This window comes from Streptosporangium canum (assembly GCF_900113865.1).
GTDB lineage: Bacteria > Actinomycetota > Actinomycetes > Streptosporangiales > Streptosporangiaceae > Streptosporangium > Streptosporangium canum.
The window spans coordinates 153,518-180,230 of sequence record NZ_FOQY01000012.1 but is presented as its reverse complement, the minus strand read 5'-3'; the positions used below and the strand labels follow the sequence as shown (position 1 = coordinate 180,230).

Annotated in this window: 27 protein-coding genes and 1 pseudogene; 11 read left to right on the top strand and 17 right to left on the bottom strand. The window is 72.2% G+C overall.

Going from position 1 to position 26,713, the window contains the following annotated elements:
* Positions 1-75: 75 nt before the first annotated feature.
* From truB to rimP, 8 genes are all read right to left on the bottom strand, one after another.
* Positions 76-975: a tRNA pseudouridine(55) synthase TruB gene (gene truB, locus BM085_RS19750; RefSeq protein WP_093888419.1), complete on the bottom strand. Its 900-nt coding sequence runs from the start codon at positions 973-975 to the stop codon at positions 76-78.
* A 124-nt stretch (positions 976-1,099) separates the two neighbouring features.
* Entirely contained in the window at positions 1,100-2,098 is a 999-nt protein-coding gene (locus BM085_RS19745; protein ID WP_093888418.1) for a DHH family phosphoesterase, read from the bottom strand.
* The gene (gene rbfA / locus BM085_RS19740; protein ID WP_093888417.1) at positions 2,095-2,577 is read right to left on the bottom strand and encodes a 30S ribosome-binding factor RbfA; all 483 of its coding nucleotides are present in this window, start codon (positions 2,575-2,577) and stop codon (positions 2,095-2,097) included. Before rbfA ends, BM085_RS19745 begins: the two co-directional genes overlap by 4 nt.
* A 69-nt stretch (positions 2,578-2,646) precedes the next feature.
* Positions 2,647-2,946, bottom strand: coding sequence for a DUF503 domain-containing protein (locus tag BM085_RS19735; protein ID WP_012888847.1), 300 nt, complete (start codon positions 2,944-2,946; stop codon positions 2,647-2,649).
* Positions 2,947-3,069: 123 nt separating this feature from the next.
* Positions 3,070-6,225, bottom strand: a complete 3,156-nt coding sequence (gene infB / locus BM085_RS19730; RefSeq protein ID WP_093888416.1) for a translation initiation factor IF-2 — start codon at positions 6,223-6,225, stop codon at positions 3,070-3,072.
* A gap of 142 nt (positions 6,226-6,367) precedes the next feature.
* A complete protein-coding gene (locus tag BM085_RS19725) occupies positions 6,368-6,667 on the bottom strand; it encodes a YlxR family protein (RefSeq protein ID WP_086579091.1) in 300 nt (99 codons plus the stop codon).
* A complete protein-coding gene (nusA, locus tag BM085_RS19720; protein WP_197048560.1) occupies positions 6,651-7,646 on the bottom strand; it encodes a transcription termination factor NusA in 996 nt (331 codons plus the stop codon). The genes BM085_RS19725 and nusA overlap by 17 nt, the downstream gene beginning before the upstream one ends.
* Positions 7,647-7,670: 24 nt before the next feature.
* Positions 7,671-8,171: a ribosome maturation factor RimP gene (gene rimP, locus BM085_RS19715; RefSeq protein ID WP_093888415.1), complete on the bottom strand. Its 501-nt coding sequence runs from the start codon at positions 8,169-8,171 to the stop codon at positions 7,671-7,673.
* A 190-nt stretch (positions 8,172-8,361) separates the two neighbouring features.
* Here rimP and BM085_RS19710 point away from each other — a divergent pair, with 190 nt between their 5' ends.
* The 4 genes and pseudogenes from BM085_RS19710 to BM085_RS47200 form a co-directional block, all read left to right on the top strand.
* Positions 8,362-8,844 (top strand): hypothetical protein, encoded by a 483-nt coding sequence (locus tag BM085_RS19710; protein ID WP_093888414.1) that lies wholly within the window; start codon positions 8,362-8,364, stop codon positions 8,842-8,844.
* Positions 8,841-9,296 (top strand): ferritin-like domain-containing protein, encoded by a 456-nt coding sequence (locus tag BM085_RS19705; protein ID WP_093888413.1) that lies wholly within the window; start codon positions 8,841-8,843, stop codon positions 9,294-9,296. The genes BM085_RS19710 and BM085_RS19705 overlap by 4 nt, the downstream gene beginning before the upstream one ends.
* An 85-nt stretch (positions 9,297-9,381) precedes the next feature.
* On the top strand, positions 9,382-9,573 hold the full coding sequence (locus tag BM085_RS19700; protein WP_012888841.1) for a DUF4236 domain-containing protein: 192 nt from the start codon (positions 9,382-9,384) through the stop codon (positions 9,571-9,573).
* Positions 9,574-9,619: 46 nt separating this feature from the next.
* Positions 9,620-9,742 (top strand): annotated as a pseudogene (locus BM085_RS47200) (hypothetical protein); the annotation flags it as partial.
* Here BM085_RS47200 and BM085_RS47195 read toward each other — a convergent pair.
* The 5 genes from BM085_RS47195 to BM085_RS19670 all read right to left on the bottom strand — a co-directional run bounded on the left by BM085_RS47195 (position 9,706) and on the right by BM085_RS19670 (position 15,271).
* Complete coding sequence (locus BM085_RS47195) at positions 9,706-10,800, bottom strand: glycosyltransferase family 2 protein (RefSeq protein WP_143120988.1); 1,095 nt, start codon at positions 10,798-10,800, stop codon at positions 9,706-9,708. The pseudogene BM085_RS47200 and the gene BM085_RS47195 sit on opposite strands and share 37 nt — an antisense overlap.
* On the bottom strand, positions 10,797-11,813 hold the full coding sequence (locus tag BM085_RS19685) for an iron-containing redox enzyme family protein (protein ID WP_093888411.1): 1,017 nt from the start codon (positions 11,811-11,813) through the stop codon (positions 10,797-10,799). The genes BM085_RS47195 and BM085_RS19685 overlap by 4 nt, the downstream gene beginning before the upstream one ends.
* Positions 11,814-11,949: 136 nt before the next feature.
* Positions 11,950-12,693 (bottom strand): class I SAM-dependent DNA methyltransferase, encoded by a 744-nt coding sequence (locus BM085_RS19680; protein WP_093888410.1) that lies wholly within the window; start codon positions 12,691-12,693, stop codon positions 11,950-11,952.
* A 108-nt stretch (positions 12,694-12,801) separates the two neighbouring features.
* Positions 12,802-14,544, bottom strand: a complete 1,743-nt coding sequence (locus BM085_RS19675; RefSeq protein ID WP_093888409.1) for a proline--tRNA ligase — start codon at positions 14,542-14,544, stop codon at positions 12,802-12,804.
* Positions 14,545-14,611: 67 nt separating this feature from the next.
* Positions 14,612-15,271 (bottom strand): hypothetical protein, encoded by a 660-nt coding sequence (locus BM085_RS19670; RefSeq protein ID WP_143120987.1) that lies wholly within the window; start codon positions 15,269-15,271, stop codon positions 14,612-14,614.
* A gap of 114 nt (positions 15,272-15,385) precedes the next feature.
* Between BM085_RS19670 and BM085_RS19665 the strand changes: the two genes are divergently transcribed.
* The 6 genes from BM085_RS19665 (at position 15,386) to BM085_RS19640 (ending at position 23,288) form a co-directional block, all read left to right on the top strand.
* Positions 15,386-16,357: an acyl-CoA dehydrogenase family protein gene (locus tag BM085_RS19665; protein ID WP_093888407.1), complete on the top strand. Its 972-nt coding sequence runs from the start codon at positions 15,386-15,388 to the stop codon at positions 16,355-16,357.
* A 182-nt stretch (positions 16,358-16,539) separates the two neighbouring features.
* Positions 16,540-17,607 (top strand): LLM class flavin-dependent oxidoreductase, encoded by a 1,068-nt coding sequence (locus tag BM085_RS19660; protein WP_093888406.1) that lies wholly within the window; start codon positions 16,540-16,542, stop codon positions 17,605-17,607.
* Positions 17,604-18,731, top strand: coding sequence for a class I adenylate-forming enzyme family protein (locus BM085_RS19655; RefSeq protein WP_093888405.1), 1,128 nt, complete (start codon positions 17,604-17,606; stop codon positions 18,729-18,731). The genes BM085_RS19660 and BM085_RS19655 overlap by 4 nt, the downstream gene beginning before the upstream one ends.
* Before the next feature lie 23 nt (positions 18,732-18,754).
* Positions 18,755-20,347, top strand: coding sequence for an AMP-binding protein (locus BM085_RS19650; protein WP_093888404.1), 1,593 nt, complete (start codon positions 18,755-18,757; stop codon positions 20,345-20,347).
* A 348-nt stretch (positions 20,348-20,695) separates the two neighbouring features.
* Entirely contained in the window at positions 20,696-21,994 is a 1,299-nt protein-coding gene (locus BM085_RS19645; RefSeq protein ID WP_093888403.1) for an FAD-dependent oxidoreductase, read from the top strand.
* A gap of 121 nt (positions 21,995-22,115) precedes the next feature.
* Positions 22,116-23,288, top strand: coding sequence for a DUF6986 family protein (locus BM085_RS19640; RefSeq protein ID WP_093888402.1), 1,173 nt, complete (start codon positions 22,116-22,118; stop codon positions 23,286-23,288).
* A 21-nt stretch (positions 23,289-23,309) separates the two neighbouring features.
* On the opposite strand, the gene BM085_RS19635 is transcribed toward BM085_RS19640, so the two are convergent.
* From BM085_RS19635 to BM085_RS19625, 3 genes are all read right to left on the bottom strand, one after another.
* Entirely contained in the window at positions 23,310-23,984 is a 675-nt protein-coding gene (locus BM085_RS19635) for a copper homeostasis protein CutC (protein WP_093888401.1), read from the bottom strand.
* Between the two features lie 43 nt (positions 23,985-24,027).
* Positions 24,028-24,630 carry a GNAT family N-acetyltransferase gene (locus tag BM085_RS19630; RefSeq protein ID WP_093888400.1) on the bottom strand — a complete coding sequence of 201 codons (603 nt, stop codon included), beginning with the start codon at positions 24,628-24,630 and terminating at the stop codon, positions 24,028-24,030.
* 213 nt (positions 24,631-24,843) lie between these two features.
* Positions 24,844-25,587 (bottom strand): GntR family transcriptional regulator, encoded by a 744-nt coding sequence (locus tag BM085_RS19625; RefSeq protein WP_093888399.1) that lies wholly within the window; start codon positions 25,585-25,587, stop codon positions 24,844-24,846.
* 213 nt (positions 25,588-25,800) lie between these two features.
* Here BM085_RS19625 and BM085_RS19620 point away from each other — a divergent pair, with 213 nt between their 5' ends.
* Positions 25,801-26,076 (top strand): hypothetical protein, encoded by a 276-nt coding sequence (locus tag BM085_RS19620; protein WP_093888398.1) that lies wholly within the window; start codon positions 25,801-25,803, stop codon positions 26,074-26,076.
* 249 nt (positions 26,077-26,325) lie between these two features.
* Here BM085_RS19620 and BM085_RS19615 read toward each other — a convergent pair whose 3' ends face one another.
* Complete coding sequence (locus BM085_RS19615) at positions 26,326-26,712, bottom strand: Zn-ribbon domain-containing OB-fold protein (RefSeq protein ID WP_093888397.1); 387 nt, start codon at positions 26,710-26,712, stop codon at positions 26,326-26,328.
* Position 26,713 lies beyond the last annotated feature (1 nt).

Sequence of the window (26,713 nt, the reverse complement as noted above, 5' to 3'; positions counted from 1 at the left end):
GAGGCGACTCCTAACAGAGGTAAATGGTCCGGTTTACGAACCTTAAAGCACTGTCGTGTCCCGTCGAGCACCGGGTCAGGAGACGAACACCGCCAGCGACTTGGCGATCTTGCCGTGCTCCTCGACCAGCGCCAGCAGGGTGCCGTCCGGGCCGAACACGCCGATCGGGCCCTTGCCCAGCCCCAGCGAGGGCAGCCGCCCGCCGTGCGCGACGGCGCCCGCCTCCTCGGCGGTCACGTCGCGGCGCGGGAAGGCCGCCGCGACCGCCTCGGCCATCGGCAGGATCGTGCACTCGGCGGAGAGCTGCTCGATGGTGCGCGCCATCGACAGGTCGTAGGGCCCCACGCGGGTACGGCGCAGGTAGGTCAGGTGACCGCCGGTGCCCAGATCGGCCCCCAGGTCACGGGCCAGCGCGCGGATGTAGGTGCCGCTGGAACAGGTCACCGAGGCGTCGACGTCGATCAGGTCGCCGTCACGGCGGATACCGGTGATCTCGAAGCCCGACACGGTCACCGGGCGCGCCTTGAGCTCGACCTCCTCCCCCGCCCTGGCCCGCTTGTAGGCCCGCTCGCCGTTCACCTTGATGGCGCTGACCTGCGGCGGGACCTGCATGATCTGGCCGGTCAGGGTGGCGACGCCCTTCCTGATCGCCTCCTCGGCGACCCCTGCCGCCGAGGAGGCAGAGATGATCTCTCCCTCGGCGTCGTCGGTGTTGGTGGACTGCCCGAGCCGGATCGTGGCGTCGTAGCCCTTCTCGGTGAGCGCGAGATGCCCCAGGAGGCGGGTGGCCTTCTCCACGCCGACCACCAGCACCCCGGTGGCCATCGGGTCCAGCGTGCCCGCGTGACCGACCCTGCGGGTGCCCGCGATGCCGCGGAGCTTGCCGACGACGTCGTGCGAGGTCCACTCGGCGGGCTTGTCGACGATGATCAGCCCGCTCGGCGGCGGGGTGCGCTTGGCGCGAGCCGTGCTCATTTGAACAGTCTTTCTGCGAGAGGGCATGGAGACTACGTGACACCCATGAGAGGGCGCGGAGACCACGAACGCCCGCGAGAGGGCGCGGAGATCACCGGGCCGCGCCGCAAGCGGGCGCCGAAGACTACAGCAGTGCGCGGAGGCTCGCCATCGTCTGCTCGACGGGCAGATGGGAGGTGAAGCCCGCCGCCTTGGTGTGCCCGCCGCCGCCCAGCGCGGTGGCGACGCGGGAGACGTCCACCGCGCCCTTGGAGCGGGTGGAGACCTGCCAGGCGCCGTCGTCGTCCTCCTTGAGGATCACAGCCGTGTCCGCCTCGTCGGTGCGCCGGATCACGTCGATGATCCCCTCCACCTCGTCGTACGGCAGGCCGTACGCGACCCGGTCGGCCCGGGTGACGAACGTCCAGACCAGCCCCTCGCCCACCTCCGGCTCCAGCGTCACCCGGTCCAGGACGACGCCGAGCACCCTGAGGTAGCCGAACGGGGAACGGTCCCACAGCTCCCGGGCGATCTCCTCCGGGTTCAGCCCGGTGGCGACCAGCCTCGCGGCCATGAGATGCACCCCGGAAGTGGTGGAGGAATGCCGGAACGAGCCGGTGTCGGTGACCAGCCCGGCGTACAGGCAGGTCGCGATGGCCCGGTCGAGCGGCAGGCCGAGCCGGCGGAGCAGCTCCTCGGCGAGCACCGCGGTGGCCGCGGCGGCCGGGTCGACGAGGTTGAGCGTGCCGAACCCGGTGTTGGACGGGTGATGGTCCACCACGATCAGCTCGCGGGCCTTGAGCGCGTTCCCGGCGAGCATGCCGAGCCGGTCGACGATGGGGACGTCGAAAGTGATCATCAGCTCGGGCACGGCCGGGTAGTCTCCGGGTTCGGCCAGGAGCTCCTGCCCGGGCAGGAAACGCAGCAGCCGGGGCACCCTGAACCGGCGCTCCCCGAAGGAGGCCGTGACCCGCTTGCCCGCCGCGCGCAGTGCCAGGCCGAGCGCCAGCATCGAGCCGAGCGCGTCACCGTCCGGCGAGATGTGGCAGGCCAGCGCGATCTCGTCGGCGGACGAGATCAGGCCGACGGCCCGGTCCCAGTCACTGACCGGGACCGGGCCACCGCCACGCAGGTCGGGTGTCACTTCGCGCGGTATCCCGCGCGCTCTGACGGTTCTTCGTCGCTCTCGTCGAGTTCGCCGTCGTCCTCGTCGGGCTTGCGGTACGGGTCCGCGTCTCCGGCGTGCTGGGCGCCCTCGGCACGCTTGGCGATCTCGGCGTCCCTGACCTTCGCCTCGGCGAGCAGCCCGTCGAGGTGGCGGGCGCTGTCAGGGAGCGGGTCGTGGGTGAACGTCAGCGTCGGGGTGTGGCGCAGGCCCGTCTGACGGCCCACCTCCGAGCGGATCAGTCCCTTGGCGCTCTCCAGCGCCGCGGCGGAGTCGGCCCGCTCCGCCTCCGAGCCGAACACGGTGTAGAACACCGTGGCCTCGCTCAGGTCGTTGGTGATCCGCGTGTCCGTCACGGTCACGAAACCCAGCCTCGGATCCTTGATGCGGCGCTCCAGCATCTCGGCCACGACCTGCTGGATCCGATCGGCGATCTTACGTGCGCGCGCGGCGTCCATATTCGCTCCCCCCTTCTCACAGTAACGACCGGACACGAAGGGCGGCTCCGCGACCGGTCGTCTCTGTAACTAGTCCTCGTCCTCGTTGTAGAGCCGATGCCGGGCGGACAGCAGCTCGATCTCCGGGTGGAAGGCGATCAGGCGCTCGCAGTCGTCCAGCACCGCGCCGCAGTTGGCGGCGGTGGCGGAGACGACCGCGATCCCGATCTCGGTACGGCGGTGCAGGTCCAGATGGCCGGTCTCGGCGACGGCCACACCCGGGAACCGTCGTTGCACCTCGGCGATGATGGGACGCACCACGGAGCGCTTCTGCTTCAGCGAGTGAACGTCGCCGAGCAGGATGTCCATTGTCAGGGCACCTACATACATATTGAGTCACTCGCCACGGATGTCGCCGTGCGCCGGCGGTGCCGGGGCCACCCCCGGCCGGAGGGCCCACCCGTGGGGTGAGCGTCTCCGGCCGGCGAGCGGCCTCGGCACCGGACCAGAGCATCAGACGCGCGGCTTCTCCCGCATCTCGAACGTCTCGATGACGTCGTCGATCTTGATGTCGTTGTAGCCGACACCGATACCGCACTCGTAACCGTCACGGACCTCGGTCGCGTCCTCCTTGAAGCGACGCAGCGAGGACACGGTGAGGTTGTCGGAGATGACGACACCGCCACGGATGATGCGGGCCTTGCTGTTGCGGACGATCGTGCCCGAACGGACCAGCGCACCGGCGATGTTGCCGATCTTCGGCACCTTGAAGACCTCGCGGACTTCGGCGGTGCCCATCTGGACCTCTTCGAACTCCGGCTTGAGCATGCCCTTGAGGGCCGCCTCGATCTCCTCGATCGCCTGGTAGATGACCGAGTAGTAGCGGATGTCGACGCCCTCGCGCTCGGCCAGGTCGCGCGCCCGGACTTCGGGGCGCACGTTGAAACCGATGATGACGGCGTTGTCGTCGGCGACAGCCAGGTTGACGTCGTACTCGGTGATCGCACCGACGGCACGGTGGAGCACCCGCAGGCGCACCTCCTCGCCGACGTCGATCTTGAGCAGCGCGTCCTCGAGAGCCTCGACCGAACCGGAGACGTCACCCTTGATGATGAGCTTGAGCTCGTCGACCTGGCCCTTCTCCATCTCGCTGAAGAGCTCTTCGAGGGTGCGGCGACGGCCGGACTTGGCCATGTCCGCGATGCGCTTGCGGGCCGCACGCTGCTGGGCGATCTGGCGCGCCATCCGGTCGTCGGTGACGACGATGAAGTTGTCACCGGCACCCGGCACCGCGGTCAGACCGAGGACCAGCACCGGACGCGACGGGTCGGCTTCCTGAATCGCCTCGCCGTTGTCGTCCAGCATCGCCCGGACGCGGCCGAAGGCCTCGCCACAGACGATGGAGTCGCCGACCCGGAGCGTGCCGCGCTGGACCAGCACGGTCGCGACCGGGCCACGGCCCTTGTCGAGGTGCGCCTCGATGGCGACGCCCTGGGCGTCCATCGTGGCGTTGGCCCGCAGGTCGAGCTCGGCGTCCGCGGTGAGCAGGATGGCCTCGAGCAGGTTCTCGATGCCGATCCCGTTCTTGGCGGAGATGTCGACGAACATCGTGGTGCCGCCGTACTCCTCGGCGACGAGGCCGTACTCGGTGAGCTGGGCACGGACCTTGCCCGGGTCGGCGCCCTCCTTGTCGACCTTGTTGACCGCGACCACGATCGGCACGTCGGCCGCCTGGGCGTGGTTCAGCGCCTCGATGGTCTGCGGCTTCACACCGTCGTCGGCCGCGACCACCAGGACGGCGATGTCGGTGACCTTGGCACCACGGGCACGCATGGCGGTGAACGCCTCGTGACCCGGGGTGTCGATGAAGGTGATCTTCCGGTCTTCGCCCTCGTGCTCGGTGGCGATCTGGTAGGCACCGATGTGCTGGGTGATGCCACCGGCCTCGCGCGCCACCTCGTTGGTGTTCCGGATGGCGTCGAGCAGCTTGGTCTTACCGTGGTCGACGTGACCCATGACGGTCACCACCGGCGGACGCGCGACGAGGTCGGACTCGTCGCCCTCGTCCTCGCCGAACTCGATGTCGAAGGTCTCGAGGAGCTCGCGGTCCTCCTCCTCCGGGCTGACCACAAGCAGGTTGTAGTCGAGCTCGGCGGCCAGAAGCTGGAGCGTCTCCTCGTTGACCGACTGCGTGGCGGTCACCATCTCGCCGAGGTGCAGCATGATCTGCACCAGGGACGCCGGAATCGCGCCGATCTTGTCGGCGAAGTCCGCCAGGGAGGCGCCGCGCGACAGGCGGATCGTCTGACCGTTGCCGCGAGGAGCCTGCACGCCGCCGATCGCCGGGGCCTGCATGTTGTCGAACTCTTGACGCCGCTGGCGCTTGGACTTGCGACCACGGGTCGGGCGTCCGCCCGGACGACCGAAGGCGCCCGCCGTACCGCCGCCGCGGCCACGGCCGCCGCCACCGGGACGACCGGCGAAACCGCCGCCGCCACCACCGGGACCACCGGTTCCGGTGCCGGGACGACCCGCGCCGCCGCCACCACCGGGACGACCGGCGAAACCGCCACCGCCACCGGGACGGCCACCGCCGCCACCGGGACGACCGCCACCGCCACCGGGACGGCCTGCGCCGCCACCCGGGCCGGGACGGCCCGCGCCGCCGCCGCCGGGACCGGCGGGACGGCCCTGGGGCATCATCATCGGGCTGGGACGGGGACCACCGGGACGCGGACCACCGGCACCGGCGCCACCGCCGGGACGGGGACCACCCGCGCCGGGACCCGGACGCGGACCGGCCGCACCGGGCGGGCCGGAGCGGGCCGCGGGCGGACGGGGACCGGCGTTGTCACGCTGCCCCTGCTCGCGGGGACCGCGGTCCTCACGGGGACCGGGACGCGGGCCCCTGTCACCGGGGCCGCCTTCACGGCCGCCGGGGCCGCCGGGACGCGGCGGACGGGCCTGGCCCATGCCGCTGGCGTTCGACGAGAACGGGTTGTTCCCGGGACGCGGCCCACGCGGGCCCGGACGCGGACCCGGCTTGGGGCCGGGAGCGCCGGGAGCGCCTGCACCGGGGCGGGGACCCGAGGGGGCTCCGCCCGGACCACCGGAGGGACGGCCCTCCGGACGCGCGGCCTCGGGACGGGCCGCCGGACCCGGACGCGGAGCCGGGCGGGGACCCGGCTTGGGGCCGGGACCCGCGGGGCGTCCCGCGTCGGAGCGGGGAGCCTCGAAGCGCGGCGGCTGCACCGGTGAGGGCTGCTGCTGCGGTTGCTGCGGAGCCTGCTGGGGCTCGGGCGCCGCGGGCGGCGGGGCCTGCGGCGCGGGGGCCACGGGACGTGCCGCTGCGGGCCCAGGCCTCGGACCCGGCTTGGGGGCCGGACCCGGCTTGGGAATCGAGGACGGTGCCGCGGGGGCACCGCTTCCGGCCTGGCTGTCAGCCGGCCGGGGGGCCGCCTGCGGCGGCCTGGGCGTCCTGTTGCCGCCCCTGTCGGACGATCCCCTGGGGGGACCGCCCAAAGCTTCCGTGAGCCTGCGGACTACCGGTGCTTCGATAGTCGAGGACGCCGAACGCACGAACTCGCCCATCTCCTGGAGCTTGGCCATGACGACCTTGCTCTCCACACCGAACTCCTTGGCGAGCTCGTATACCCGGACCTTCGCCACTGCACTCCCTTACTCGGCCCGGGAGGCAGTGCCGCCGGACCGTCGTTACGTAGACGTACTCATCGCCGCATGCTCATCAGGCGCTCATAGCTATCTGACCAGCCCATCAACTCGGCGTCCTACATGACAGTTGGCAACCATTTCACCCGATCCTTTCGTGAACCTCTTCCAGGTGCCCTCGCACTCGCGACGAGTCAAGCGGGCCCGCGACACGAAACGCGCGCGGAAACGCTCGGCGACGCTCGGCGAGATCGAGACAGCTCAGGGAGGGATGCAGTGAAGCACCACGCCCTGGGAGCCGTCGTCGCAGGTCAGGGACGATAACGCCCTCGACCACCACCAGGCGGAGCAGCTCGGAGGAGACCGTGCGAACCCGGCACCCCACACATGTTCTCAGTGGGGTGTCCTGGCCACCATATTCCAGCTTACCGTGTGGACGCATCTGCGGAACCGGCCGCATCCCCCGCTTGGGTGTCCGGACGGATGTCGATGCGCCATCCGGTGAGGCGATTGGCCAGCCGGGCGTTCTGCCCCTCCTTGCCGATCGCAAGGGAGAGCTGGTAGTCCGGCACGGTCACCCGCGCGGCACGACCCTCGGCGTCGATCACCTCGACATGGGAAACACGGGAGGGAGAGAGGGCATTCCCCACGAATTCCGCGGGATCCTCCGACCAGTCGATGATGTCGATCTTCTCGCCGTGCAGCTCGGCCATCACGTTGCGCACCCGCGACCCCATCGGGCCGATGCAGGCGCCCTTGGCGTTCACGCCGGGACGCCGCGACCGCACCGCGATCTTGGTGCGGTGGCCGGCCTCGCGCGCGATGGCGGCGATCTCGACCGTCCCGTCGGCGATCTCCGGCACCTCCAGGGCGAAGAGCTTCTTCACCAGGCCCGGATGGGTGCGCGACAGGGTCACCGAGGGGCCCTTGTGGCCCTTCTTGACCTGGACCACGTAGCAGCGGATGCGCTCGCCGTGGACGTATTCCTCGCCGGGCACCTGCTCGTTGTGCGGGAGCACGGCCTCGATCTTGCCGAGGTCCACCAGGACGACCCTCGGGTCCTTGCCCTGCTGGATCACCCCGGCCACGAGCTCGCCCTCACGGCTGGCGAACTCACCGAAGTTGATCTCGTCCTCGGCGTCCCTGAGCTGCTGCAGGATGACCTGCTTGGCGGTCGTCGCGGCGATGCGGCTGAAGTTGCCCGGGGTGTCGTCGAACTCCCTGAGCACCTCCCCGCTCTCGTCGTCGATCTCGGCGGCGAAGATGGTCACGTGCCCGGACTGCCGGTCGAGCTCGGCCCGCGCCTTGGCGGCGGCGCCCTCGCTCCGGAAGTATGCGATCAGTAGCGCGTCCTCGATCGCCTTGACGACCAGGTCGAAGGAGATGTCCTTCTCCCGCTCCAGGCTGCGCAGGACGCTCATGTCGATGTCCACGAGGCTCCCCCCTTAGCCTTCGTCGCCGTCTTCGCCGTCGTCTTCGGCGTCGTCCAACCGGCGGAATTCCACCTGCACCCGGCCTCGGGTCAGGTCCTCAAAATCAATGCGGCGCGGTGTGCCCGCGATGTCCAGCTCCACACCGGTCTCGTCAGTGACGACGATCCGGCCCTCCACGGAGGTGCCGTCCCGAAGGTCGGCTTTGACCAGCCGCTTCACCGCACGGCGCCAGTGGCGCGGCTCGGTGAGCGGGCGGTCGACTCCCGGAGAGGAGACCTCCAGCACATACGGGGTGGCACCCATCGCGTCGTCGGCGTCGAGCGTGGCGGAGACGGCGAGGCTGACCTCGGCGACGTCGTCCAGGCTCACGCCACCGTCACGGTCGACGACGACGCGCAGCAACCGCCGCTTGCCCGCCGGTGTGACCGTGACGTCCTCCAAGTCGAGCCCTTCGGCTCCGACGACAGGTTCCAGAAGCTTTATCAGGCGGTCGCGGGATGTGGCGCTGCCCATGCCGACCTCCTATTGTCACGATCTCAAGCCGGGCGGACCTCGCCCATGTGGTTCACCAGCCTATCCACACCAGGGCGTAGAAAGAGCGCCACTCGGCACGGCGAGCCCGTCCGAGAAGCGCGGTGAGTGCGTTTCCTAGCCCGTACGATGCTAGAGGCGTCAGCAGCCCACCCATAACCGGAGGTCGTCCGTGCGTTCCCTGTCCCGGCGCGCCCTGTTGCGGGGCGGTGCTCTCGGGGTGGCGGCCGCGGCGGTCGCGGGATGCGCCGCCGAGGAGCCCGAGCCGCTCCGGGCCGAGCCTCCCGATCCGGAGACCGTGCTGCTCAGGCAGTTGATCGCGGGCAAGGAGCAGGCCGTCGCGCTCTACGCGTCGGCCGCCTCCGCCAAGCTGGCGCCCTTCGGGAAGCGGCACGAGGCCCACCTCGCCGAGCTCCGCAGAAGGCTGCCCCCCGACGCCACGCCCGCCCCGGCGTCCCCGGGCACCCCGTCCCCCTCGCCCTCCGGCTCGCCGGGCGCGAAGGCGTCGGTGCGGAGCCTGCAGAGACTGGAGCAGAAGGCGGCGGCGCTCCGTCCCCGCCAGCTCGACGGGGTCTCCCCCGCCCTGGCCCAGCTGATCGCCTCCATCGGCGCCTGTGAGGCCGCGCACGCCGTGGCCCTGTCGAGGCTGCGGTGAGTGCCGACCAGGGGCTCGGCACGGCCCTGGCGGCCGAGCACGCGGCCGTCTACGCCTACGGGGTCATCGGCGCCAGGTCCACGGGGAACCTCCGCGCCGTCGCGACGGACGCCTTCGACGCCCACCGCGCCCGCCGTGACCGGCTCCGTACGCTGATCGTCTCGCGCGGCGGCACCCCGGTCGAGCCGAACGCGAGCTACGAGCTGCCGGTCACCCCGTCCACCCCGGCCCAGGCCGTGGAGCTGGCCGTGCTGGTCGAGCGGGGGGTGACCAGCGCCTACCTGGAGCTGACCGCGTCCGGCGATCCGGCCCTGCGGAAGATGGCCGCGCTGGCCATGCAGGAGTGCGTGGTCCGCGCGTACGGCCTGCGCCCGGAGATCGACGCCTTTCCCGGCATGCCCGCGCGGCCCGCTCCCAGCCCCACTCCCACGGCGACGACCCCGTCACCGTAGCCGTACGAACCCTCCCTGTTTGCTCACGTTTGGAGCGGTGCTGACGGGTAGTTGAACCTCCGCTGACACGTCAAGGGAGGAAGCGATGGGCTGGGGATACAGGAAGTCTCTGAAGTTCGGTCCGTTCCGTCTCAACCTGTCACGGAGCGGGGTCGGCCACAGCTGGGGCAACCGCGCCTTCCGGGTCACCAAGACCGCCGACGGCCGCCGCACCCTGAGTGTGAACCTGCCGGGCGGCTTCCACTGGCGCAAGACTCTCGGCAGCGGCTCCCGGTAGCCGGCGGCCGGCGTTTCTCGCCCGCGACGCCGGGCACAGTCTTCACATGCGACACAAAGCGGACAATCCGGTCACAGTGACCCCGTGCGAAGACGGGCCGTTGCTGCTGCGGGGCCCGTTCACGCTGACGACTCAGGACGGGGCCGTCATCGATCCCGGCAGGGCCACGGTGGCGCTGTGCCGCTGCGGGCGCTCGTCGTCCAAACCGTTCTGCGACGGCTCACACCGGCCGGCCGGGTTCCAGGCCCGGAGCGAGCCCGACGCCCCGCCCTGACGGCGCGCCCTGAGCCGGCGGACCGAATGCGCGGAGACGCGCATCCGGCGCCCCGCGTAGGGCACCCCGCCGCGCAGGAACCGGGCTCCCAGCGCCAGCCAGCTGCAGGTGGCCCGCTCCAGCAGCCACACCGGGGCGAACAGCGCGGTGCCGGCGGGGAAGACCCGCCGGCCGCCCGCCCTGCGGCGGCCGATCTCGGCCAGCCCCACCGACAGTCCCGCGCAGGCGAGGACCGTCCCGTGCCGCCGCCGTAGCAACCCGGCGGCCAGCGCGGGCAGGACGGCCAGGAAGACCGCCATCCGGGCGGGCTGCGCCAGGTCGTCGTAGGCCTGCCGTACGCGCTGGGACCAGAACCTCGCCGGATCGGGTGGAAGGCGGCGGACGTAGAGACCGCGCGGGCGGCGTTCGCGCCCGCCGTGGGCGCGGACCGTGCGGATGAGCTCCAGGTTCTCGAACAGCACGTCCCCGTCGTAGCCCCCCATCTCCAGGAAGGCCGACCGGCGCACCCCGAACGTGCCCGGGTAGTCCGCGCCGAAGCTGCGGTTGAGCAGCGCCCGGGCGGTGTCCCAGCGGGCGTGCCAGGGCAGCGGGTCGAAGTAGTTCTGCGGCCGGACCAGGTCGGCCGCGCACAGCAGGGCGTCGATCCGGGCCAGCTCGGCCTCGCCGTAGCGGACGTCGTCGTCGGCGATGACCACGTGTTCCGCGCGGGCCCGGCGCATCCCGGTGATCACTCCGTTGACCTTGCCGTTGGCGTAGGTCAGGTCGCCGTCGGGCCTCACATGCCGGACCGAACCGCTCCAGAGGGCGGCGTGCCGGTCGAAGAGCTCGGCAGGGGAGCCGTCGACCACGATGACCCGCACGCTCCGGCTGAGCCGGCGCAGGTAGCAGGTCAGCTCCTCCAGGCCCGAGTCCTCGTTCCAGCGCAGCGGCAGCACGTAGTCGAGGTCCATCATCGGCCGCCCACCGCCGGAGCGGCCCCGCGCAGCGAGGTGGCCCCGCGCGCCCAGCGGTCCAGGAGGCGCTCGGCGAAGATCCGGTCGAGTGTGAGGGCGCAGGCCGCCCCGTACAGGACGTCACCGGCCAGGGCGGGGTGCTCGGCGGCGAACCCGCCGCACATGTCGTGGGCGGCGATCTGCTCGTGGACGGCGTCGGCCTGCACGTGCTCGTCGTAGAAGCGGCAGGCCGTCGCGTCGCCGCCCAGCCGCCTCAGGCCCCGGCCGTACTTGAGGTTGGGGAGCGAGGAGGTCATCTCCAGGGCCGCGAGGTGACCCAGCAGGGCGCCGCGGTGCCGCCGGTGCAGGCCGAACAGCGACATGACGTTGCCGATCGCCAGGGTGATCGCCGGAACCCGGTCGAGGTGGGCGCCGTAGGAATCGTCCAGGTCCAGCTCGCGCATCGTGGCCCGGAACAGCTCCGAGTGCATCCGTTCGAGCCGGCCCCCGCCGTACTCGTCGGCCTGGATCTCCACCAGGGCGGCTTTGGCGCGGCCCCGTAACCGGGGGATCGCCCACGTGTGCGGGTCGGCCTCCTTCAGGTGGTAGATCGACCGGTGGGTGACGAACTCGCGGAACTGGCCGAGGTCGGCCCTTCTCTCCAGGAACGCCGCCAGGCAGGGCCCGTCGCCGTCGGCGGCCACCAGCCCGGCCAGGGCCCGGCGCATGTGCATGGGCAGCGGGTGCGGCGCCGGGAACGGGCGCGGTACGGCCTCCGCGAGGCCCTCCTCGAACCGCCGCTCCAACGTCTGCCTGGCCCCCAGCAGCGACGGCTCCCACTCCCATCCGTCGTCGACCCCGTCGAAGCCCTGGTAGTGCAGCTCGTAGCAGGCGAAGAGCGCGAGCTGCAGATCCTCGTCCTCCACGGCCCGTCCCCCCGCGGGTCCGGGCAGCGGGCCGATCTCGTGCGGCGGGCCCGTCAACGCCTCGAAGAGCAGGGCGGTGACGGGCCCTCGGGGCGCGGGTAGCTGCATCGCGTTCTCCCAGTACGGCGGACGGCGCGGCCGACGGGTCCGGGACGTCTGCGGAGAGGCTCGGCGGCCGGGTCGTCGGTGAGAAGCGCGGCGGTCAGGGTCGGAGAGGTGGGGCGCGAAGGCCCCGGCGGGCGGGTCAGCGGCGGTAGACCGACACGTGCGCCCGGCTGTCGTCGGTGAAGGGGGCGCCGCGCCAGTCGGCCCATCGGTGTTCGCGCTCCATGCCCGCCAGGCGCGCCATCAGGTCGAGCTCGGCGGGCCAGGCGTAGCGGTGGTTGGCGGGCAGGAGCCGCAGACCGCCGGAGGTCAGGTTGACCTTGGTCGTGTACATCATCTGGTCGGCCGGGGACAGCCGTGCCGCCTCCGCGAAGACCCTGTCCTCGCGCAACGACAGCAGGCGCAGCGCCGTCCCGTTCCGGAACGCCGCCAGATCGGGTACCCACGCCTCGACCACGAACCGGCCACCCGGCCGCAGGTGGGCCGCCGCGTTGCGGAAGCAGGCGACCTGGGCATCTTGCGAGGGCAGCGCGAAGATCGTGTTGATGGCCAGCACGACGAGGGCGAACTCGCCCTCGACCCGGGTCCCGGCGAAGTCGCCCACCGTCACCGGGATGCGGTCGCCTCCGGGCTTGGCGCGCAGGACCTCCACCATCTCCGTGGAGCCCTCGACGCCCGCGACGGTCAGCCCCCGTGCCGCCAGGGGCAGGGCCAGCCGGCCGGTGCCGACGCCGAACTCCAGGACGGGCCCTCCCCCGGCCAGCTCGTGCAGCCGGTCCACCGCGGACTCCGTGGAGGCGTCCGCCATGGTCGTGTCATAGATGTCGTCGTAGACGTCAGCGATGGCCCGCCCGTACGCGGACGCGTCGAAACCCTGTGCCATGGGGCCCCCGTTCGCTCATCCCCACTGGCTGACCTGCCCGTACGGCAGCCGGCGGAAACGCGCGCGGGCCCCGGCGGCCCGCGGCGCGCACGGCCGCGGGCCGGCGGATCAGGCGCGGCAGGCGGCCACGACCCGGTCGGCGGCCTCGTCGAGCGGGATCTCCTCCTTGACGCCGGTGACGCGGTCGCGCAGCTCGGCGACACCCTGGGCGAGCCCTCGGCCGATGATCAGGATCGTGGGCATGCCGAGCAGCTCGGCGTCCTTGAACTTCACCCCCGGGGAGACCCCGGCGCGGTCGTCCACCAGGACGCGCAGGCCGCGGGCCTGAAGGTCTTCGGCCAGCCGGCTCGCGGCCTCGATCTGACCGTCCTTGCCGGTGCCCACGACGTGGACGTCCACCGGAGCGACCTCACGCGGCCAGACCAGGCCGAGCTCGTCGTGCCGCTGCTCGGCCAGCACGGCCACGGCGCGGGAGACGCCGACGCCGTAGGAGCCCATGGTGACGCGGATCGGCTTGCCGTCGGGGCCGAGGGCGTCCAGCTTCGCGGCGTCGGCGTACTTGCGGCCGAGCTGGAAGATGTGGCCGATCTCGATGCCCCGGTCGATGGACAGGCCGGAGCCGCAGACCGGGCAGGCGTCGCCCGCGCGGACCTCGGCGGCCTCGATCGTGCCGTCGGGGGTGAAGTCGCGGCCGGCGACCACGCCGGCGGCGTGCTTGCCGGGCTCGTTGGCGCCCGTGACCCAGGCGCTGCCGTCGACCACGCGGGGGTCGACGAGGTAGCGGATGCCGAGGTCCTTGAGCACCTGCGGGCCGATGTAGCCGCGGACCAGGCCGGGGTGCCTGGCGAAGTCCTCGGCCTCGAAGATGGCGGGCTCGCCGGGGGCCAGGGAGGCCTCCAGCCGCTTGAGGTCGACCTCGCGGTCGCCCGGCACGCCGACGATCAGCGTCTCGGACTTGCCGGAGCCGGGGGTGGTGACCTTGACCACGATGTTCTTGAGCGTCTCTGCGGCGGTGATGCCCAGGCCGTGGTGCTCGTTGACGTGGTCGACCAGCGACTCGATGGTCGGGGTGTCGGGGGTGTCGAGGACCCGCAGGGCGGGCCGCTCACCGGTGATCGCGGCGGGGGCGGGGGTGGTGACCGCCTCCGCGTTGGCCGCGTAGCCGCACTGGTGGCAGGCGACGAAGGTGTCCTCGCCCGTCTCGGCGGGCGCGAGGAACTCCTCGGAGGCGGAGCCGCCCATCGCACCGGAGGTGGCGAAGCAGATCTTGTAGCTGATGCCGAGGCGGTCGAAGGTCCTGATGTAGGTCTCGCGGTGCTGCTCGTAGGAGCGCTTGAGACCGTCGTCGTCCAGATCGAAGGAGTAGGAGTCCTTCATGACGAACTCGCGGCCGCGCAGGATGCCGGCCCGGGGGCGGGCCTCGTCGCGGTACTTCGTCTGGATCTGGTAGAGCGTCACCGGATAGTCCTTGTAGGAGGAGTATTCTCCCTTGACCATGTCGGTGAACATCTCCTCGTGGGTGGGGCCGAGGAGGTAGTCGGAGCCCTTGCGGTCCTTGAGGCGGAAGAGCAGGTCGCCGTACTCCGTCCAGCGGCCGGTGGTCTCGTAGTACTCCCGGGGCAGGAGGGCGGGGAAGAGCACCTCCTGTCCGCCCATGCGGTCCATCTCCTCACGCACGATGCGCGTGACGTTCTCCAGAACCATCTTGCCGAGCGGCAGCCAAGAGTAGACGCCGGGTGCGACACGACGGACATAACCGGCGCGGACGAGCAACTTGTGGCTCGGGACTTCCGCGTCTGCCGGGTCGTCCCTCAGCGTTCGAAGAAACAACGACGACATGCGCAGCAGCACGGCTACTCCTAGCTAGCAGGGATCGATGGCTACAGGCTATCGACTCGCGCAAGCCGGTTGTCTGCCATTAGATGCCGACGGCGAACACGAAGTAGGAGCAACCGATGATCAGCGCCACCAGCGCCGAGCGGAGCCGGCCCTTCCCCCGCCGCAGCGAGAACAGCACCGCCATCGCGAGGGCGGTCACGACCAGGACGCTTCCCGGCCAGAATCCGGCGACGTGCTCCGCGCCGGCGGGCAGCGCCTTGTCCATGCCGTCGACGGCGACGAGCCCGACGAGCACACCGCCCGCGGCGTCGCCCCAGAGGTCGTCGCGCTTGGTGAAGTAGGACAGCAGGCCGAAGGAGGCGAGGGTGAGAAGCGTGAAGTTCAGCGTCGCGCCGTTGCTGCCGAGGCTCAGGAACTCGCCGCCCGACTTGAAGATCGAGGCGGCCAGCAGCGAGATTATCGGGCCGAGGGTGGCCAGCAGGCTGGTCAGCGCCGCCCAGCCGAGGCTCGCGGCGGTGCGTCCCACGATGACGACGAACAGCACGTAGACGTAGGGTTCGTAGATCGCGTACAGCAGGTCCGGACCGTCGGCGAGCACGGCCCCGAGGGCGCCGAGCAGCATCCCGCCGACGAACGAGAGCACCATGTGGAGCACGATCGCCCGCTCCTGGCGGTCGTCGGCGAGAAAAGTGGCCGTGTAGTTCTGGTCCAACGTGTGGTTCTGGTCAACGGAAGCCACCGATCCCTCCGATCTGCATTCGCTTGTGGCCATGTGAAGCATATGTGACCTGCAAGGATGCACAAAATGTGCCAAATGTAGTCTAACAAGCAACCGCTTGGTTATGCTGTCCGGGTGAGCCTGACCGAAGAGCAGCGCGACCTCCGCGAGGCCGTCCGCTCCTTCCTCACCGAGCGCCCCGGAGCACCCTGGAGCCGCTTCGCCGCCGAGCTGGGCGTGGCGGGCCTGGCCGTCCCCGAGGAGTACGGCGGAGCCGGGTGCGGAACGGCGGAGGTCGCCGTCGTGTGTGAGGAGCTGGGCCGCGCGCTCTCGCCCTACCCCTATCTGTCAACCGTGGTGCTGGCCGCAGAGGCGATCAAGGCCGCCGGGGACCCGTCCGCCATGGCCAGACTGCTGCCGGGCATCGCCGACGGTTCCATCACCGCAACCGTGCTCTTCCCCGATGACGCCGATCTAACCTTGAGTGACGGGAAGCTCACCGGGACCGCCCGCTACGCGCTGGACGCCGAGGTGGTGCTGGCCTTCGTCGACGGCGAGCTGGTCGAGGCCGTCCCCTCGTCCCGCACCCCGCACGCGCCCCTGGACCAGACCCGCCCGCTCGCCGCGTTCGCCTTCGACGCCGTCCCGGTCGTGCGGGTGGGCGACGGCACGGCCTGCGGCCGGGTCCGGGACCTGGGCGTCACCGGCCTCGCCGCCGAGCAGGCCGGCGGCGCCGCCCGCTGCCTGGAGACGGCTGTGGCCCACGCGAAACAACGCCACCAGTTCGGCCGCCCGATCGGCTCCTTCCAGGCCGTCAAGCACAAGCTCGCCGACCTGCTCCTGCTGGCCGAGTCCGCGCGCTCCGCCGCGCTGGCGGCCGCCCGGGCCCCGGCGGAGGACCTCCCCGTCCAGGCGGCCATCGCCGGCTCCTACTGCACCGAGGCCTACCTGACCGCCGCGGGCGAGAACATCCAGATCCACGGCGGCACCGGCGTCACCTGGGAGCACTCGGCCCATCGCCACTTCAAGCGCGCCACCGCCGACGCCCAGCTCTTCGGCCCCCCGCACGCGCACCGCACCCGCCTGGCCCTCGCCGCCGGTCTCTGACCCGGCGCCCGGCCCTTCGCACGCGCACCGCACCCGCCTGACCCACGCCGCCGGCCCGCCGAGCTTCACCGGACGGGGGCGGCTTGTTGCCGTCCCACCAGGCTGGTAATCTCGCCAAGCGAGCGCTTGGTTAAGTGAAGGGCTCGTGACCGGGGACCGGATGTGACACAACGGAGGCGTGGATGACGTCCCTACGGATCAGCCTGGGATATGAGCTGGAGGTCCGCGGGCGCTCCCGCGAGGTCGAACAGCAGGCGTTCCAGAACGTGATCGAGCAGGTGACCCTCGGCGACCGGCTGGGGTTCGACACCGCGTGGTTCGTCGAGCACCACTTCACCCGCGGCTTCTCCCACTCCTCGGCGCCCGATCTGGTCCTGGCCGCGATATCCCAGCGCACCGAGCGCATCCACCTGGGCCTCGGCGTGGTGCTGCTGCCGTTCCAGTCCCCCATCCGCACGGCCGAGCGGGTCGCGACCCTCGACGTCCTCTCCGGCGGCCGGGTGGAGTTCGGCACGGGCCGCGGCGCCTCCCCGCTGGAGTACCAGGCCTTCCAGAAGCCGTTCGAGAAGTCCCGGCAGATCTGGGAGGACTCCCTGGAGGCGACCCTCGCCATCTGGCAGGCCGACGGCGAGCCGATCAGCCGGTCCAACGAGTTCTTCGAGATCCCCGACGTCGCCGTCTACCCGCGCCCCGCGCAGGTGCCGCACCCTCCCGTGTGGGTGGCGTCGACCTCCCTGGAGGGATACCTGGCCGCCGCCAAGCACGGCTACAACCTGCTCGGCATGACGATGCTCAAGGGCATCGACGACGTCGCCGAGGACATCGCCGCGTACCGGCGGTGCCTGGCCGACAACGGATTCGACCCCGACAGCCGCCGGGTCGCGCTGATGATCCCCTGGTACGTCGCGGAGACCCGCGAGCAGGCGTTCGAGATCGCCGCCGACCCGGTGCTGTGGTACATCCGGCGCCAGGTCAACCTGGTCACCCCGCCCGGCTACTACGACGCCCGGCACGCCACCCACAAGGTCCTCGGCCAGCTCGCGGCCGGGATGCCCCCGGAGGAGGCCATGGCCACCCTCCGCGAGCACCACATGGTCGTGGTGGACGACGTGGAGGGCTCGCGCAAGGCGGCGGCCCGCATCGCCGAGGCCGGGGCCACCGACCTGATCCTCCAGGCCCAGGTCGGCGGCCTCGCCCACGAGCAGGTCTGCGCGTCGATGAGGCTGTTCATGGCCGAGGTGGCGAAATGACGGCCGGTCCGGCCCAGACCCGGATCCGCGACCGGGGCGACGGGGCGGCGGACGGGAACGCGGCGGCGTGGCGGACCCGGAGCGACCTCGCCTCGGCGGGCCGTACCGCGACCGGCCTGCTGCTGGTCTCGGCGGACGCCGACAGCGTGGCCGCGGCGGGCGGCCACGCCGAGCGGGCCGGGGCGTACGCCGCCGCGCTGGAGGCGGCGGGGGTGGGCGCGACGGACCGGGTGGTGGTGGCGCTGTCCGGGGACGGCGAGCTCGCGGGCGCGCAGTGGGCCCAGGCCGCCGCCGAGGTGGCCCGGGCGGCGGCCTCCGTCGGGCCGCGCGGCCGGCTCCGGCTGCACCACGCGCTGGACTCCCTGAGGGCGACCACCCTGGTGATCACGCCGACCGGGGCCATGGACCTGCTGGCCCGGCTGCACCTGGAGTTCCTGCTCGACCCGCTCGACCTGGGCCTGCGGCACATCATCCTGACCGGGGAGATCGCCTCACGGCGGACGATGCCGCACCTGGCGGCCGAGTTCGAGGCGGAGGTGACGGAGGTCTACTGCTCGCCGTTCACCGCGGTGCCGCTGGGCTGGCGGTCCTCGGAGCCGGCTCCGCTCACCCTGTTCGATCCGGGATCGGTCGGCCTGGCCTCGCTGGAGAAGGACGAGTCGCTGGTCCCTCCGTACGCCGCCGGCCTGGCCGAGGTGGTCGTCGCCGACCCGGTGGCCGGCGCGACGCTCCGCACCGGACAGGTCGTCCGGCTGGCCGCCGGGGACGCGGTCCCCGCGCCCGAGCACACCGTCGGCGACCACGTGCTGGTCCGCGGGGTGTGGCTGTCGCTGAACCGGATCGAGAGGGCGCTCGGCAAGATCGACGGCGTCTCCGGCTGGGAGCTGGGCGTGTCACGGCAGGGCACGCTCGACGCCGCGACCCTGACCGTGACGTTCAACCGGGAGAGCCTCGTCGGCAACCCCATGTGGAAGGCGCGCGTCCGGCAGGCGCTCCAGGCGCTCACCCCGATCACGATCGACGTCGAGATCTCCCCGCAGGCGTCGGAGACCGCCCTCCGGGGCGTGGTGAACGACGCGCGCGGCCACCACCTGGGCAGGGACCGTACGGCCATCGCCCGCTGACCCCCTCCGGAGGCGCGACAGCCATGGAAGTACCCGACTGGGGGACGATCCCCCGGATGCTCCGCGACCGGGCCGCCGGCCACCCCTCCGACGTCGTGGTGGCCGGCGGCGGGGTACGGCTGTCGCTCGCCGGGCTGCGCGACCGGGCCGGCGCCGTCGCCCGCGGCCTGATCGCCTTGGGCGTGCGGCCCGGGGACCGGGTCGCGATCTGGGGCCTGAACGACCCGGACTGGGTGGTGGGCGCGTTCGGCGTCTGGGACGCCGGGGCGGTGCTCGTCCCGCTGTCGGCGCGCTACAAGGGCATGGAGGCCGCCGCGACGCTCGGCAGGACCGGGGCGAGCGTGCTGATCACCGGCCACGGCCCGGACGGCACGGTCTTCACCGATCTGCTGGCCGGCGCGGCGGGCGGCCCCGCGGCGGATCGGCCCTTCGAGGGCCTGCCGGAGCTGCGGTGCTCGGTCGTGCCCGACGGGCTGGAGCGGCCGGGGACGGTGCGGCGCTCGCGGATGCTCTCGGCCGGGTCCCGGGTCGGCCACGCCGAGGCGGAGGAGCGGGCGCTGGCCGTACGGCCGGACGACCTGTGCGAGATCATGTCCACCTCCGGCAGCACGGGGACCCCCAAGGGCGTCATGTTGGAGCACGGCCACACGCTGCGGGGCTACTGGGACTGGGCGGAGATCGTCACCCTCCGCCCAGGCGACCGCTATCCGATCGTCGCGCCGTTCGCGCACGGCTTCGGGCTCAACGCCGGGCTGCTGGCCTCGGTGATGCGCCGGGCCACGATGATGCCGATCCCGGTGTTCGGCCCGGAGCTGCTGGCGGAGCTGATCCACGACAGGCGGATCACGGTCCTGGCCGGTCCGCCGACGCTGTTCCACCGGCTGCTGGAGGGCGACGTCGGGGAGCACTCGCTCCGCGTGGCGATCTGCGGCGCGGCCTCGGTGCCCGCCGAGCTCATCCGCAGGCTGCTGGAGCGGACCGGCCTGGAACGCATGATCAACGCCTATGGGCTGATGGAGGGCACGGTCGTCTCCATGACCAGGGCGGAGGACCCCGTCGAGGTCGTCGCCACGAGCACGGGCCGCCCGGTGCCGGGCATCGAGGTCAGGATCGTCGACGACCACGGCGCGGAGGTGCCGGCCGGAGAGCGCGGGGAGATCGTCATGCGGGGCTACGGGGTCATGCGCGGCTACTGGAACGACCCGGACAGGACGGCCGAGGTGATCAGGGACGGCTGGCTCCACACCGGCGACATCGGCACCTTCGACGCCGGCGGCAACCTCGCGGTCGTGGACCGCAAGAAGGAGCTGTTCATCGTCGGCGGGTTCAACGTCTCCCCCGCCGAGGTGGAGGGGCTGCTGCTGCGGGAGGGCTCGCTGGCCCAGGCCGCGGTGGTCGGGATGCCGGACGAGAGGTCGGGCGAGGCCGGGTGGGCGTTCGTGGTCCCCCGGCCGGGCGCCGCCGTCGATCCGGAGAGGATCCTCGCCTGGGCCCGGGAGAACATGTCCAACTACAAGGTGCCCCGGCGGGTGATCGTGGTGGACGGCCTGCCCGCCAACGCGAACGGGAAGACGGACAAGCGGGTCCTGCGCGCGCGGGCGGCCGCGGAGAGGTGACCGGCGTCAGCCGGCAGGTCCAAGCGGCTCCTGCGCGCGAGCGAGCAGGACCAAGCGGGTCCTGCGGGCGCGGGCGGGCGGGTCCAAGCGGGTCCTGCGGGCGCGGGAGGCCTGACGCGGGACAGGAGACGCGGGACGGGAGCGGCCTCGGAGGGCGGGACACCACGGGATAACCGCCACGAGTGGGTACGACGGATATATCCGGCGCAGCCTGGAATCCCCCGCCGGGAACGGGGGCACGCACCGGTCACGCGGATCATCTGGATCATCTCGGCCTGTCGAGGCTGGCAGGGCGGGCCCCGTTGATACAGAATCGCGTTCACGACAGCCAGCGCCCTAGGAGGCGACGTGTCACTGCGAGTCGCGATTGTCGGGTCGGGACCTGCCGGGGTCTACACGGCCGAGGCGTTGACGAAGCAGGCCCCCGGATCCGTCGAGGTGGACGTGATCGAGCGGCTGCCCACCCCCTACGGCCTGGTGCGCTACGGCGTGGCCCCCGACCACACCTCGATCAAGTCGATCGCGCAATACCTGCGCCGGGTGCTGGAGCTGCCGGCCGTGCGGTTCCTGGGCGGTGTCGAGCTCGGCAAGGACGTCGGCGTCACCGACCTGCTGGACTGCTACGACGCCGTGGTCTACTGCACCGGCGCGATGGTGGACCGGCGGATGGGCATCCCCGGCGAGGACCTGCCCGGCAGCGTGGCGGCCACCGACTTCGTGAACTGGTACTGCGGCCACCCCGACACTCCCGCCGACCGCTTCGTCCTCGACAGCCCGGAGGTCGCGGTGATCGGCGTGGGCAACGTGGCGGTCGACGTGGTGCGCGTCCTGGCCAAGACCGCCGAGGAGCTGCGCGCCACGGACGTGCCGGAGGAGGTGCTGACCCGGCTGGCCGGCAGCCAGGTCAAGGCCATCCACATGATCGGCCGCCGGGGGCCCGAGCACGCCAAGTTCACCCTGAAGGAGCTGCGGGAGCTGGGCGAGCTGACCAACGCGGACGTGTGCGTGCGGCCCGAGGAGGCGGTGGCGGACGTCACGGAGGCGTCGCGGCAGATCCGGGGGAACGTCGAGGTGCTGCAGAGCTGGGCCGCCCGCGGCCCCGTGGGCCGCCCCAGACGGCTGGACGTACGGTTCTGGATGCGCCCGGTGGAGATCCTCGGCGAGAGCCGGGTGGAGGCGCTCAGGCTCGAACGCACCCGGCTGGTGGAGGGCCGCGTCGTGGGCACCGGCGAGTTCGAGACCCTTCCGGTCGGCATGGTCCTGCGCTCGGTCGGCTACCAGAGCGTGCCGCTGCCCGGCGTCCCCTTCTCCGACGCCACCATGACCGTGCCGAACGAGGCCGGCCGGGTCCGTGACCGCGAGTACGTGGCGGGCTGGCTCAAGCGCGGCCCGACCGGTGTGATCGGCACCAACAAGTCCGACGCCGCCGAGACGGTCCGCACCCTCCTGGCCGACCTCGCCGGCCGCGAGCCGGTACGGCGCGCGGACCTGGACGCCGTCCTCGCGTCCCGGGGCGTCTCGCCCATCACCTACCGGCACTGGCTGGCCATCGAGGCGGCCGAGGCGGCCCTGGCCAGGACCCTGGGCCGCGGCGAACGCGTCAAGCTCCTCGGCCTCGCCGCCATGCTCGCCGCCTCCGGCCGCTGACCCGCCCACCGCCTCCGGCCCGCCGCCCCTCCGGACAGCACGCCCCTCCGCCCCTCCGGACGGCACGCCCCGCCGGCCCGCCCACCGCCTCCGGCCGCCGATCCTCCATGAGGAGCACCCGATGCGCGTCACGCTCACCGACCCGCTGGCCCTGATCCCCGGCTTCGGGGAGACCCACCGCGAGCAGTCGGCGGCCTATCCGGCGGCGGCGCCGCGGTGGCAGCCGGTGCACACCGTCTACGTGCCGGCCGACCGGTTCGGCGCGGGGACGGTGGCGGAGTGGGGAGGGGCGGCGCTGGAGCTGTTCGGGCGGCACCTGCCCGCCGAGGACATGGCGAGGTTCTTCGGCATGGACGAGCGGCTGGCGGGGGCCGTGCACGAGAAGGTCGCCGCGAAGCTCGCCACGGAGCCGGTCGAGGACCTGCGGGTGGACTTCGAGGACGGCTACGGCCTGCGCCCCGGCGAGGAGGACGGCCACGCCGTCCGGGCCGCGGCGGCCGTCGCCGCCCTGCACGCGGACGGGACGCTCCCCCGCCGCTGGGGCCTGCGGGTGAAGTCGTTCGCCGACGGCGATCCGGCCCGGAGCGTCCGGACGCTGGACGGGTTCCTGACCGGGGTGATGGAGCGGGCCGGGCACCTGCCCGCGGGGTTCGTGGTCACCTTCCCCAAGGTCCTGATGAGGGCCTATCTCGGCCAGTTCGCCGACTGCCTGGAGGCGCTGGAGGGAGGGCTCGGCCTCGCCGGCGGCACGCTCCGCTTCGAGATGCAGGTGGAGGCCCCCCAGACGGTGCTGTTCCTCGCCCCCTCCCTGGCCGCCTCGCTCGGGGGCAGGCTGGCCGCCGCGCACTTCGGCGTCTTCGACTACACGGCGAGCTGCTCCCTGCCCCCGCACGAGCAGCGGCTGGACCATCCGGTCTGCGACCACGCCCGGCACGTCATGCGGACGGCGTTCGCCGGGACCGGGGTGGAGCTGTCGGACGGCTCGCTGGCCGCCTCGCCCGCCTCCGGCGACGGGCACGCCGTGCGGGAGCTGTGGCGGCGGCACGCGGAGCTGGTCAGGCACTCCCTGAGCAACGGCTTCTACCAGGGCTGGGACATGCACCCCTCACACCTGGTCAGCCGTTACGCCGCGGTCTACCACTTCCACCTGTCGCGCTACGAGGAGTACGCGCGGCGGGTGCGCGCCTGGGAGGAGCGGCGCGAGGCGGCCGGCGGCGTGATGGACGAGCCCGCCACGGTCCGGACGATGGCCGCCGCCCTCCGCCGCGCCGACCTGGCCCTGGGGAAGGCGTGACCGGCGGGTCCCCCGTACGCGTCAGTCGATCAGGGCCCGCCACTGGCGGACCAGGCGCGCGTCGATCGGGTCGGACCACGAGTGCCGCACCGCGCTGCCGACGTGGAAGGCCCGCACGCCGTACTCCAGCAGCGCCGGGACGTGACCCGGCCTGAGCCCGCCGCCCGCCATGATCAGCGGGCCGTCGCCGGCCTCGCAGCGGGTCTTGAGCAGCGGCAGGCCGTCGCCCACCCCGTCGGGCGAGCCGGAGGTGAGCACGGTGGCGAGGTTGGGCAGCAGCCGGACGGCCCGCCAGCCCGCCTGGATGTCGGCCGCGTGGTCGACGGCCCGGTGGAAGGTCCAGGGCAGCGGGGCGACGGCGTGGATGAGCGCCTCGGTGGCGGCCAGGTCGACCACTCCGGCGGAGTCGAGGAAGCCGAACACGAACCCGGCCGCGCCCGCCTCGGAGAGGGCCCTGGCGTCACGCCGCAGGCCCTCCAGCGACTCGGGCGTGGCCAGGAACGAGGCCTCGCCGCGCAGCATCACCATCTGCGGCAGCGCGCACTCCTTGGAGATCGCCGCGACCGTCTCCACCGCCGGGGTGAGCCCGTCGGACGCCATGTCGACGACGATCTCCAGGCGGTCGGCGCCGCCTTCTTCCGCCGCGACGGCGTCACGCACGTCGAGCGCGATCACCTCAAGCAAGGATCCGGTCATGGGGTGAGGCTATCGGATGACTTTGTCCCAGGATCGCCGTGGTTCAGACATGCTGCCGTACCGAAGATCCACGCCAGTCCACGAAGGGCATCGCGGCGCCGAGAGCGCCGCCCCGCAGGCCACCGGCCCGCTGGAACAGCGCCCCCGAGGCACGGTGCGGCAGATCGACCGTGCGGAGGTGGGCGAAACGCTGGTCCCGATAGTAGTCCTGCAGCCGCGTGTTGTCCTTGGAGCAGTCAAGCCGGAGCCATCTCCTGCCCATCCCCAGCACCCGCAGGCCCGCCCAGTCGAGCAGCGCCTCCCCCAGGCCCCGGCCGGAGTGGGCGCGCGCCACGGCCAGTTTGTGGACGTAGAGCGCCGAGCCCGGGTCGTCTCCGGCCGCCCAGAACTCGGGGTCGGCCTGACCGTCCAGGGCGAGGGTGGCGGCGGGCCCCTCCTCGCCGTCCAGCAGATACATGGTCCCCTCCTCGATCAGCGGGGCGATGCGCTCGGCGGGGAAGCCTCCGGCGGGCCACTGCCGCACGCCGCGGCCGTTCAGCCAGCCGGCCGTCTCGGCGAGGAGCGCGAGCACTCCCGGGAGGTCGGCGGCGGTGGCGGCGCGCAGCGTGAGCCGGCGCGTGGTGGGGTTGACGGTGTTCGAGTGCATGGTTCATCCCTTCGTTGCACTGGGTGCGCGAGTTGACACGGAGCGTGGCCGAACGGTGGCGCACGGTATCCATGCCGGGCTAGGCGGGGCGCCTAGGGGTCTGAGGCGGGGCGAGGGAAGAGGCCGTGCCTGCCCGTCCGGCGGGTGCGACCCGATGGCCGCCCGCGGCGCGGACGTGAACGGGGCCGCCCCGTCAGGGCGGCCACGGGGACGTCAACGGCTTTCCAGCTCGTATCTGATCAGGTGCTTGTCGGCGGGGAGGACCGACACCGCGACGCGTACGGGGGTGTCGCTCTCGTCGTATCCGACCCGGACGTAGACGACCACGGGGGTTCCCGACTGGAGCTGGAGCCGCTCGGTCTCCGAGCTGGTGGGCATCCGGGCCCAGATGTCGTCGACCACCCGGACCTGGGGATGGCCGAGCTCCTCCAGCACCCTGTTGGCGCCGCGCGTGATGTCGCCGGGGCGGGCGATCTCGGAGTCGGCGACCAGCGCCAGGGGGAAGTAGGAGTCGTTGGTGTTGTACGGCTGGCCGTCCACGAACCGCAGCCGGCGGCGGACCACGGCGAGCTCCTCGTCGGGCAGCTCCAGCCTGCTGGCGATCTCCTCGACCGGCTGGACGATCGCGACCTCGATCTCCTGGCTGGGGGCGCGGCCCTCCTGGGAGACCGCCCAGGCGAACGCCTCCCTGGTCTCCCGCTGCGGCCGGAGCTCGCGCTGGGGGTGGATGAGCAGCGGGCGGCGCTCCCTGACCACGGTCCCCCGGCGCGGGGTGCGGGTGACCAGGCCCTCGTTGACCAGCTCGCCGAGGGCGAGCCGCACGGTGTTCCGGCTGACCTGGTGCGACAGCATGAGTTCCGCCTCGGTCGGCAGCTGATCTCCCGGCCCGAGCGCACCGGAGTAGATGGTTCTCCGAAGCTCGGAGGCCACCAACTGATACAGCGTTGACCGTGCCATTTAGTCCCCTTTGTGCCAACAAAACTAGACGATCTGGTTCTAGCGGGGAACAGCCCCTTGACCCAACCTCCCGCGAGCCGCATTATCCAATCGTTGGTACAAATCCATCGAAAGGTCGGTAGGAGGTGAAGACCGGTGCTGTCGGTCCGCACGGACACGCCATATCTGCCCTGGCGCGACCCCTGTGAGGCAACACGTTTACTGCGCTACGCGTTGCATCGCCAGGGATTCACCCACACCTACCAGAGCGACGGGAACGGCATGTCCGTGCTGTCGGTGCTGACCGATCTGACCGTGTGGTGCAAGAGCGGCCTTTTCGTGTGGAGCGAGAACGGCCGGGAGACGGTCCACCCCGCCGACGACCCGGCCGGGGCGGCACGCCTCATCTCACGGCACCACCGCGGACCGGCGGCCGGCGACGGCCCCTCCGGGGAGAGGACGGGTCCCCAGGCCCACGCCTCTCCCCCCACCGACTCCGTGCGCGACTAGCCGGTGCCAGGACCCCAACCCTCGCCGGGGTCCTCACACCGCCGCGCCGGGGCGGAACGTGCCCTGGCGGGTCCCCCACGCCCGCCAGGGCACGGACCCGTCAGGGCACGCTCTCGTCAGAACACGGACCCGCCGGAACACGCTCTCGTCAGGACACGGACCCGCCGGAACACGGAACAGCCCGAACGCGGGACCGTCCGCACGGCTCAGGGCGCGCAGGCGCCGGGGCACGGGCCCGCCGGGGCCGCGTCACTCCAGCGGCCGCCAGTTGATCAGGGAGAGCTCCTCGTCGACGACGGTGAAGACCGCCCGGACGGCCTGGCCCGCGACCGGCGGCTCCCGCCGCTCCCAGTTGCCGTACATCACGCATTCGGGCGCGTCCGCCAGCCGTACCGTCACCACGACGTAGGGCTCGGTCACCCCGGCGAGGAAGGGCTGGTGGCTGACGATCCAGCTCTCGACGCGGCCGGTGGGGCCGATCGGCTGCCAGTGCCACCGGCAGGTCCGGCAGCGGTGGCAGTAGGCCCGGGCCGGGAACCGCAGCGTGCCGCAGGAGTCGCAGCGCTGGACGACGAACTCGTGCCGGGCGACCCGCTCCCACCATTCCGCCGAGTCGCGATCGGTCACCGGGCGCATG